We start from the raw sequence: 10587 nt of genomic DNA, 5'->3' as shown, positions 1-10587 counted from the left end.
CTTCTGCTGCGCCCCGGCAAGATCTGGCATAGAGATGAGGCAGATGGATACAATGAAGAATAAAAGAAAAAGCTTTACCCCTGAATGTTTCATACACAACCCTCCTGAAATAATGAGATTTTAAACACTTTATAGTAAACCTGAGTGCATTTGTCAACAGAATTGCCAAAATATTCGAAGATACAATATTAAAATTCATCATGATAAACAATTAATCATTGTATCAAGGAGAGCTTTCCATGCGGAACCCTCCTTCGGCCTAACCTATTTTATTATACATATAATTAAGATAAAAAAGTCTTTACGGGTTGTGGGGTGAGATTCAGGTTGGTTTATTGTGTGGTGAATGACCGGGCGTAATGTTCAGGCGGCGGCTATTTTAGCCCTTTTCCGCTCAATGCCGTCGAGGATCACCTTGCGGAGTCTTATTGATTCGGGCGTGACCTCCACGAGCTCATCATCGTTGATATAGGAGATGCACTCCTCGAGGCTCATATTGGTGTAAGGCGTGAGGATTACCGCATCATCAGAGCCGGCAGCCCTCATGTTGGTCAGTTTCTTCCCCTTGGCAGGGTTGACGATGATATCGGCCTCCCTGGAATGCTCACCGATAATCTGCCCAGTGTAGACCTTTTCTCCCGGTCCGAGAAAGAGCTTCCCCCTCTCCTGGAGGTTGAAAAGGGCGTAGGCTACCGTGGTGCATTCATCCATGGCGATGAGGACCCCTTTTGTCCTGTTTTTGATCTCTCCCGCATATTCGTCGAAGCCCAGGAATACGTAGTTCATCACACCCATTCCACGCGTTTCAGTGAGGAACTCAGAGCGGAACCCGAGCAGTCCCCTGGTAGGTACCTTGTATTTGAGCCGTGCCATCCCGTTATCCTGGTGCATTTCCAGGAGGATGCCCTTTCTGCCGCCCAGGTTTTCGATGACCCTGCCCATGTAATTCTCATCTACATCGATCGTCAGCTCTTCATGGGGCTCGAGTCTTTTGCCGTCCTCTTCCCTGAATATTACCTGTGGTCTTGTGACCTGAAACTCATAGCCTTCGCGCCTCATCTTTTCAATAAGGATAGAAAGATGGAGTTCTCCTCTCCCCGAAACCTTATATCCCTGCGCATCTTCGAGCTCCTCGACCACAAGGGCCACATCGGAGAGAGTTTCTCTGAACAGCCTGTCTCTTAAATGCCTGGAGGTGACGAACCTGCCTTCCTTGCCATAGAAAGGCGAGTCATTGGGCACGAAACTCATCGATACTGTCGGGGGGTCCACCTCAATCCCTTCGAGGGGTACGGGGTTCAGGGGATCGGTCAGGGTCTCACCGATGGTAATGGACTCCATGCCGGCTACTGCCACTATTTCACCAACACCTGCCTCTTCCGTTTCGGCCTTCTCGGTCCCCCTGAACCGGTATATCTTCGTTATCCTGGCAGGACGTACCGAAGCGCCTGGCGTTGCAACGACAACCTCTTTGTCGATATGGAGGCTGCCGGAGGTGATCTTTCCTGTCGCAAGCCTGCCGAGAAAGGTGGAATAGCTGAGAGAGCTCACAAGCATCTGGAGCGGGCCGTCCGGATCACCGACAGGGGCCGGAATAGCATCGATGATCATGTCAAAGAGCGGTACCATGGACCCTTCCTTTATGTTGTGATCAAGGGTGGCGTATCCGTCCCTTGCTGAGGCGTAGATGACCGGGAAATCAAGGATATGGTCAGGCGCGCCGAGCTTTGCAAAGAGGTCGAAGACCTCGTCCACAACCCAGTCACACCGTGCCGCAGGCTTGTCGATCTTGTTCACCACCACGATCACGGGGAGGTCTAATGCAAGGGCCTTCTTCAGAACGAAATAGGTCTGCGGCATGGGACCTTCAGCGGCATCTACAAGGAGAAGAGCGCCGTCGGCCATCTTCAGGACGCGTTCTACCTGGCCTCCGAAATCGGCATGGCCCGGGGTATCGATTATATTGACAAGATGATCTTTGTACACGAATGAACCGTTCTTGGAGGCAATAGTAATACCCCGCTCTTTCTCAAGGTCCATCGAATCCATGAGACGTTCCTCGACGACCTGGTTGTCGCGGAACAACCCGCTCTGCCTGAAGAGTTGGTCAACAAGCGTCGTCTTGCCGTGATCGACGTGCGCGATGATCGCAATATTTCTTATCCTGTTCTGTTCCATGCTCCCTTTTAAATGTGCCGGTAATACAGCGATAGGGTTAAAATTGCAACAACAAAATACCACAAAAATGCTGAAAAATCAACAGAAAGAAGGGCAAAAGGGGCAAAAGGCTATATTCTTTAGCTATCGAGCAACTCCCTCACCTTTTTGAGCAGCTCATCCGGTTTGAGGGGTTTCAGGATAAGGTCGACCCCTTCCTCGGGTATGCCTTTTTCCTGGATGATGTCATACGTATAACCACTCATGAAAAGGGCTTTCAGGGAGGGCTGCTGCTTCTTTAATGCCCCGAGGACCTCTTTTCCGTTCATCTTTGGCATGATCACGTCAAGGATCACCATATCCATGGTCTGTTCAGAAAATATGCGGATCGCTTCAAGGCCGTCTTCCGCAGTGATAACAGTATAGCCATTTTCTGTCAAAACCATACTGATAAGCTCTCTTACCTCTTTATTGTCTTCTGCTATGAGGATCTTCTCGGTTCCCTTTGGAGCAACATCGGTTCCCTGACTTTCTTTTGTTTCAACACTCTGCGTGATAAGCGGCAGGTAGACGAAGAACGAGGTGCCTTTGTTCGGCCTGCTTTTCACATTTATGTAACCGTCGTGCTGATCAATGATCCCGTAAACCAAAGAAAGCCCGAGCCCGGTACCCTTGCCCACCGCCTTGGTGGTAAAGAATGGCTCAAAGATCTTTGGCAGGACATGTTCATCTATCCCTGTTCCCGTATCGGATACCATGATCTGCGCATATTCCCCGGGTTTTCCAAAACCGTGGGTACTGACAAACTTGTTGTCCATAGTAAAACGGGAAGTGTGTATTGAGATGGTGCCTCCCCCTGGCATGGCATCACGCGCATTGGTTACGAGGTTCATGACAACCTGATCGATCTGGTTCACATCCCCGAGAACGACCGGCCTTTCGTATGTGAGATGGGTCTTAAGCTCAATGTCCTCTGTAAGCAGCCGTGTAAGGAGCTTCTGTATGTTCGTGATAGCATCGTTCAGGGAAAATGGCTTCATGGTAATCTTTTGTTTCCTGCTGAAGGCAAGGAGGCTTTGCGTGAGCTGAGCAGCCCTTTCTGATGAGGTAAGGATCTGGGCAACATAAGAAGATAGCGGGCTGTCCCTGTCAATCTTGAGCTGCAGAAGACTTGCATATCCCATGATGGCGCTGAGGATGTTGTTAAAGTCGTGGGCAACTCCGCCTGCGAGGGTGCCGACGGCTTCCATCTTCTGCGCCTGGAAGAGCTGGGACGCGAGCTGTTTTCTTTCCGTGATATCCTGAAGCGTGCCGGCCACGTAAGAACGACCTCCTTCAACGATGGGGGCAAGGCCGCGCACCTCTGTCCACAGCTTCTTTCCGGTCTCTGTGATTACCTCTGCCTCGATGACGAACGTTTCTCCTGTTGCCAGGCAGTTGATGATCTTGTCGCGGATAAAAGGAATATACTGGGGAAGGAAGTATTGAAGCCCTTCCGCCAATCCTGGCCTGTAATCCCTCGGCGCCTCTACGATCTCGTATATGCCGTCCGTCCATTCGAGATAATCAGTATGTGGATTTGCCTTCCAACCGCCAAGGCGTGCGATGGACTGGGTCTGCTTCAGGAATAGTTCGCTTGCAGTGAGCGCAGCCTCCGCATTCTTGCGCTTGGTAATGTCTTCATTAGTACCTTCATAGAAGATGATCTTTCCGGAATCATCCCTGACCGCCCGCGTCTTAGAAGATATCCAGATGATAGAGCCGTCCTTACGATATACCTGGTGTTCGAAGTCCTCGTCAATGCCATAGGCCTCCATTCTTTCCATGAAAGCATTGCGGTCCTCCGGGTAGACATAAAATTGAGGCCCGAGTTCGGTGATGCTGTTTATCATCTCTTCGGGTGATGTATACCCGCACGTTGTAGCCATTGCGGGATTGACACTTAAAAACCGGCCTTCCGGCGTGCTTTGAAAAAAACCTTCAACGGCATTTTCAAATATGTTCCGGTATTTCATCTCCGATTCTTGCAGCGCTTGTTCTGTTTTTTTATGTTCGGTGATATCGATGATGGTGCCACGGAACCCGGCAATATTACCATTCCGGAATATGGGGGAGCTATAGGCGATCACGGGGATCGTAGTGCCATCTTTGCGGACCATTGTATACTCATTGCCGTGAGTTGAATCTCCCTGGATCATTTGTTCTAAGTAACGGCGTACCCTTGAATGCTCCTCCGGAGGGAATAAGGTAAAAATATCAAGGCCCCGGCGTACGTCTTCCCCGGTGAGGCCAAGCATCCTTTCTGCTTCCTTGTTGACGAACGTCAGGCGGCGCTCTGCATCAATTTCGTAAATGATCTGCGGGGTTAATTGGGCAATATCCCTGAATTTTTTCTCACTCTCCTTTAATGCCTCTTCCGATCGTTTCTGTTCAGTGATATCCAGCACGATACCATTAAAGATCGTCTCGTTTTCCTGCCTACATGGGACCGAATTTCCCCTGAACCATATGATCTCTCCTGAAGGTTTTTGCAGTTTGCCTTCGAATTGCCACTCGCTAACGGTACGAATAGCATTATCGTTTGACGTCAAAAAGCTTTCCCTGTATTCGGGCAGCACCAGTTCGGTAAAACGCTCAAAGAAACCTTCGGGTTCGGGACTAATACCAAATAATTTCATTGATTGGCCGCTGACATAATAAAAACCCCTGTCCCCATTATCCCTGGCGTAGAACTGATAAACAACCCCGGGTATGCTGGACGAAATTTCCCGTATCTTTTGCTCACTTCTTTGCAAGGCCTCCTCAACCTGCTTAAGACGGCTGATATCTATCAACAGAACGAGGATTGCAGGTCTTTGATCCCACGTGATAGGGATCGAGCTTGCCTGCATCCATCGTATCTCCCCAGCATTATCTACAATACGGAAGGAATAGGTGTGGTGTGTTGTGTCGCCTTCCAGCCGTTTCCTGTAACTATTGATTACTAACGGGAGGTCATCCTTATAGATAAAATCAGTAAAAGACCTTTGTGAAAATTTCTGCATTGACATGGAGGCATCGTGCAGCATCTTCGGGTTTGCGTACACCATCTTCCCATCCTGAAGCACCACAATAAACTCATTTGCACCTTCGACGAGGGCACGATACCTTTCTTCAGATGCCCTAAGAGCCTCTTCCATGTTTCTGCGCTCCGAGATATCGGCGGGAATGCTGTGCCGCAATGCATGTTCGGTCAGTTGTGTTCTGGCGGCAGACAGGATGTCCCAAAGGGAGATGACGATCTTGACGTTTTTCACGTGGGGCTTTATCGCAGCTTCGAGTACCGACAGGGTCTCCAGTATTTGTTTGATCTGACCCGGTTCGGCAGACCTTTTCAGCAATCCTTTAATATGGCGAACAAAACTGTTTTTTGTATGACCGGACAGGTCGGCAAAGAGGGGATCAAGGAATCCCCGGACAATACGGAGACTCTCTTGTTCCGGCAGTCCTTTATATGAATGGATGCTCCGGAGTTTTTCTTGAAGTTTGCCCTCGATGGTGCCCTGTAACCGGATAAGAGGATCTGGTCCTTCCACAGTGTGCTCCCGGAGGCGTTCCGTTCATTACATCGCACAGCTTGTTTAATATTGTTTAACCGTACACCATATGTTAATAGCCCCAAATGTCGATTCTGTCAATCGCTATATGGGACTGTTCGCGCAAACACGCTCATTACTTATCTGACGTAATGCGTTCGGAGTTCGGCGTAGAAAGTAAAAAAGAAAAGGCAGGGCCGATGACCCTGTCTCGTTTTTTTATACTATACGGTCTGCTATGAGCTATCAGCTATAAACTATGAGCCGTATTTCTCGCCGAACGCCGAACGCGCTACGCCGAACGGATTTCTCTACAATCACGACATACGATATACGAATTATGATATTCGCATTCAGGATTTGTTCTCGTCGTCGGGTTCTTCAGCATATCCTGTGATCATCGATTTTACATAGGTGGTGATGTTTTTGCCGAGCGATGACATATAGATGTGAACGATGAGATAGAGTACGAAGCAATAGCCCGCGATAACGTGGATTGCATCAAGCACCCTTAAGCCCCCGATCATATCAATGTACCAGAAAAAGAAAAGGATGTTGCTGAAAAGTATCCCCGTTATGATGATGACGGGCATGAGTATGAACATTACCGATGAGTATGAAACCTTCTGGAGGGGGTTGAATTTTGCATCAGGCGATGGAGTAAAGGGGTTTTTCCCGCCCCTGAAAAAGGTATAGGTATAGTAGAGCGCCTGTTTCGGGATCCCCTTCATATCGCCGGTACTGAGTATATAGTGCTTTCCCATGCCCCTGGTGAAAAGATAGTAGGAAAGCCAGAAGAGGAAAGAGAGGGTCAACAGATACCCGAGATATTTGTGGAGCGCGACAACAACCCCATATTGCGGGAAGGGGACAATATCCGGAATCCTTAACTGTATCCCGGTGAGTATGAGCATAATGATGAGGAAGGCGTTTGACCAGTGCCATATGCGGACCGGTAACGGATGGAGGTATATCTTTTTCATCGTTTCAGAAATATCCTCGCAATTATGTGGAGCACAATGAATATAAGGATGACCGCGCAAACCGCGATGCCAAGAATATCTATCCATTTGAACCCCAGTTCCTGTACATGACCGGGGCGGCCCTTATCCCGAAAACCGAATAGTCCTTTGATATCATCAATCGTTACCCTTTCTTCACCCAGAAGGCTAAGGTCGGTAAAGACCGAAATGGGCGCTGCGCCGAGTATGGTGCCTTTAACAGGAATGTAAAGATGCATCTCTTTGTCCGGCAGAATGAGGTACATTGAATCATAGAAAGGGGCACGTCTTGAATGGCAGGTTGCACAGACCTTCTGTTTTGTCCCTTTCGCTGAGTAGTCGTGATGGACCTTTGTCACGATAATCGAGCCGCCGATAAAGAGGTCCTCGTGGAATTTTTTCCGCAAATCGAGGAAAAAGTCCGACAGCTCTTCCGATATCACGACGCCGTCCCCGTTTACATCGATGAGGTTTTTGAGATTAACGTGACCACCGTACGCGTCTTTGATATCCTGGTATGATAACGTCTGCTTTGTGTCGCCTGTTCGTTTGCCGAGATTAAAGACGATACTCTTTCTTGATTCAGGACTGTGACAGGTGGAACATTCGAGGTAATTGAAGTGGAGGCGGGTATGCGGCAGCCAGGCATGTTTTTCCGGATAGTCTTTGTGACACCGGGCACAGACATCGAGTCTCTGCTTTGCATTGTATTCCCGGTATGCGGTTATGCTGTGCGGATTATGACAATCGGTACATTGTGCGGCGCCCTTTTTGGTGTGAACAGAGCTCTTATAGACCCCGTAAAGCTCTTTGTGACATTTTATGCAGACGCTGTCACTGATGCGTTCCTGAGAGATATGACAATCAGAACAGGCAACCCCCTTTTTCCCGTGGACAGTTATTCTATATTCTTTTATGGAGGGTGATTCAGGGATGAAGATCTTTGGGTCGGCACGGAATGTATATGACGAAACCCCTGACAGCCTGAAACGGGTTTCCTTGAAAATATTTTTGTCACCATGACATTCGCCGCACTGAAGGGCATTTTTTGTAACACCATGAACGTCACCGGCTGAAACGTACGATTTGCCAATTGTATATGAACCCATACGGTTTTTTTCCAGATAGGCGAGGAAAAGGTCTAATTCCGCATCATCGATGATGCTGTTTCCATTAGAGTCAATTGCTTCCCTCCCGATCGCATCGCCCTTGCTGACATGTACGCGAAATTCCGCCGCGATCGATCCCTTTTTTACCTTTCCATGACATATAGTACATCCCAGGTTTGTTATGTGTTTTTCTTTTGACGGTAAGGTACTATGCGCAACCCCTTTGTGGCATGTAAGGCAATCTTTTTTATCCTTATCGAGAAAATGGGCAGCGTGACAATCTTTACAGGAGAGGTTCTTAGCGCTGTGGATACTTTTACCATACAGGGCTGAAACCTTCTTATGACACTGTATGCATAAGGGTTTTTCGAGTTTTTCCTGGTGCGGCAGCGAGGCGGCGTCCTGATGACAGTCGATGCAGCCCGTTTTGCCGTGGTTGAACTTTTTGAAGCCATCGTGGCATTCAAAGCAATCATCCTGTCCTGCAGCGGCATAGAGGGAGGGAGAAAGAAGCATGAACAATGCCATAAAGATGACGAACATAATATTGATGGTAGCAGAAGAGCGAAGTTTTGTAAACTGGATTGCACAAAGGGCGGGCATCGGTGCCGGACTTTCTATTCCCAGGACTCGCGTCGCCCCCTCCACGAACAAAGTCCGTGGAGCCTCCCCCTCTCGCTCGTGAACTCGCTATAGATTCCTGTTCGCAAACACGAAATGAGAACCGGCTCATGGCCGACAGCTCATAGTTCATGAAAAAACAAGCACGAATATCTAAGCACTAAATCCTAAACAATATCAAAACTCAAATATCAAATGTTCCAAACAGATGCCCTTCAACGCGTTTTGAATTTTGAGCATTTTAATTTGTTTAGGATTTCGATATTAGGATTTCGGATTTCATTGCGATATACGATATACGAACTACGATATACAGTTTTCTATGATCCGGTATTACCCTATCCCGAGCAGCTTGTGTGTTTGCAGGCTCAGCCTCCACCGGGGGTGGTGCAGGCAGTACTCTACAGCCTTTTGCGTGTTGGCCTTCAGATCAGGCCCGTCCATAGGCTGAAGAAAAAAATATTTGAAATTCAGATGCTCGAACCGTTCCGGCTCCGCGCCCTCCTGCGGAAAGACCAGTTTCAGCTCATCGCCCGACCTGATGACAACCTCAGTCCCGGCCTTGGGACTAACACAGACCCAGTCTATGCCTTTCGGTAAAGGGAGTGTTCCGTTGGTCTCTATTCCCACCTCGAGACCATGGTTATGGAAGGCGGTAACAAGGGCCTCATCCATCTGGAGCGCCGGCTCACCCCCCGTGCATACAACGAAAGCAAGAAAAGGGTGAGTGCCGGGACCGGGGAACATGTTTGCGGTGTTCATCGCCAGCGTTTCGGGGTTTTCGAAGATGCCGCCGCCTGGACCGTCAGTACCGTTGAAGTCGGTATCGCAGAAGTCACAGGCGAGATTGCATCCGGAGAACCGACAAAAGATAGCGGGCCTCCCCGCGTGCAGGCCTTCTCCCTGGAGGGTATAATATATCTCTTTCACCTGGTAATCCATTATGGACGCTCCCCGTCTTTGTTGTACAATAGAGGGTCTTTGGACCCGCTCTCTGCAAAGCCTTTCTGCCGTAAGATACAGGCGTCGCATTGCCCGCATGGTCTGCCGTCCGGTGAAGGGTCGTAGCAGGTGCTGGTTATTGAAAAGTCAACTCCCAGCTCATGGCCCTTCCTGATAATCTCCGCCTTGGTCATATTGATAAGCGGCATATGGATGGTAAAGTGTTCACCTTCCACACCTGCCTTTGTAGCGAGGTTTGCCATCTCCTCAAAGGCCTGAATGTATTCCGGCCTGCAGTCGGGGTAGCCACTGTAGTCAAGTGCATTGACGCCGATAAAGATATCATAAGCCCCCAGGACCTCTGCCCAGGCCAGGGCTAAAGAGAGGAAGATGGTATTCCGTGCCGGGACATAGGTGGCCGGTATACCATGGGCAATTTCAACGAATTCCCGACCTTTCGGAACGGCTATATTGTCGGTAAGGGCAGAGCCTCCGAAGCGCCGCAGGTCAACATCTATCGTAATATGCCGGGCAACGTTAAAAGAAGTCGCTACCCTTTCTGCAGCCATGACCTCTACCTCGTGCCGCTGGCCGTAACGCAACGTAAGGGCATAGACCTCAAAGCCGTACCGCAGCGCCATGGCGAGGGTTGTTGTTGAATCAAGTCCACCGCTCAGCAGTACGACGGCCTTTCGTTTTTTCTGTTCCATTTTATCCGCCTATTTTCTGAAAATGGAGAAAAGGATCATCAGGACAATGCTGATAAGGATACTCGTCGTGAGGGGGAAGTAGAAGCTGAACCGCTCCCTTTTGATATAGATATCACCGGGCAGCTTCCCGAGAAAGGGGATCTTGTCGCCGAACATAAAGGCAAGTCCTATTACGATAAAGATGACGCCGAGGATAATGAAGACCTTACCCATCGCAGGCATTATCCCCCTCCATAGCGGTCTTTTTCACTGAAGATGCAGCCGCAGTATTGCTGCCTGTACATGTTGATCCTCTTTGATTCCTCCACGCCCTCTTTCCAGCCCTTACGAAAATCCCTGTAGAGAAAGGGTATGCCATATGTGTTGCTCAGTTCTTCACCGATGGTCTTTATGTCGTCGTGCCTCTGGTATTTGCTGTAAAGAAGGGTTGTTGTGATCGCCCCGGCGCCGGTTTCGATACCCTTCCGAAAGG

The 10587-nt window shown here is 49.1% G+C and carries 8 protein-coding genes; all 8 read right to left on the bottom strand.

Annotated elements, in window-relative coordinates:
• Positions 1-363 precede the first annotated feature (363 nt).
• Positions 364-2178, bottom strand: a complete 1815-nt coding sequence (typA, locus tag PHU49_09660) for a translational GTPase TypA (protein MDD5244270.1) — start codon at positions 2176-2178, stop codon at positions 364-366.
• A gap of 119 nt (positions 2179-2297) precedes the next feature.
• Positions 2298-5732, bottom strand: coding sequence for a PAS domain S-box protein (locus PHU49_09655; GenBank protein MDD5244269.1), 3435 nt, complete (start codon positions 5730-5732; stop codon positions 2298-2300).
• A 353-nt stretch (positions 5733-6085) separates the two neighbouring features.
• Positions 6086-6715 (bottom strand): cytochrome b/b6 domain-containing protein, encoded by a 630-nt coding sequence (locus tag PHU49_09650; protein MDD5244268.1) that lies wholly within the window; start codon positions 6713-6715, stop codon positions 6086-6088.
• Entirely contained in the window at positions 6712-8490 is a 1779-nt protein-coding gene (locus PHU49_09645) for a cytochrome c3 family protein (protein MDD5244267.1), read from the bottom strand. The genes PHU49_09650 and PHU49_09645 overlap by 4 nt, the downstream gene beginning before the upstream one ends.
• Positions 8491-8796: 306 nt before the next feature.
• On the bottom strand, positions 8797-9405 hold the full coding sequence (gene queE / locus PHU49_09640) for a 7-carboxy-7-deazaguanine synthase (GenBank protein ID MDD5244266.1): 609 nt from the start codon (positions 9403-9405) through the stop codon (positions 8797-8799).
• Positions 9405-10115 (bottom strand): 7-cyano-7-deazaguanine synthase QueC, encoded by a 711-nt coding sequence (gene queC, locus PHU49_09635; protein ID MDD5244265.1) that lies wholly within the window; start codon positions 10113-10115, stop codon positions 9405-9407. The genes queE and queC overlap by 1 nt, the downstream gene beginning before the upstream one ends.
• Before the next feature lie 9 nt (positions 10116-10124).
• Positions 10125-10337, bottom strand: coding sequence for a DUF2905 domain-containing protein (locus PHU49_09630; protein MDD5244264.1), 213 nt, complete (start codon positions 10335-10337; stop codon positions 10125-10127).
• Positions 10337-10587, bottom strand: a 251-nt coding sequence (locus tag PHU49_09625; protein ID MDD5244263.1) for an epoxyqueuosine reductase QueH, incomplete at its 5' end; no start/stop codon positions are given. The genes PHU49_09630 and PHU49_09625, both read right to left, overlap by 1 nt.

The sequence above is a fragment of the Syntrophorhabdaceae bacterium genome, assembly GCA_028713955.1.
In the GTDB taxonomy this organism is placed as follows: Bacteria; Desulfobacterota; Syntrophorhabdia; order Syntrophorhabdales; family Syntrophorhabdaceae; genus UBA5609.
This window is presented reverse-complemented; position numbering and strand designations above follow the sequence as displayed.

Coding starts and splice junctions, on each gene's coding strand:
- typA (MDD5244270.1), bottom strand. CDS start 2,178: ATGGAACAGAACAGGATAAGAAATATTGCGATCATCGCGCACGTCGAT.
- PHU49_09650 (MDD5244268.1), bottom strand. CDS start 6,715: ATGAAAAAGATATACCTCCATCCGTTACCGGTCCGCATATGGCACTGG.
- queE (MDD5244266.1), bottom strand. CDS start 9,405: ATGGATTACCAGGTGAAAGAGATATATTATACCCTCCAGGGAGAAGGC.
- queC (MDD5244265.1), bottom strand. CDS start 10,115: ATGGAACAGAAAAAACGAAAGGCCGTCGTACTGCTGAGCGGTGGACTT.
- PHU49_09630 (MDD5244264.1), bottom strand. CDS start 10,337: ATGCCTGCGATGGGTAAGGTCTTCATTATCCTCGGCGTCATCTTTATC.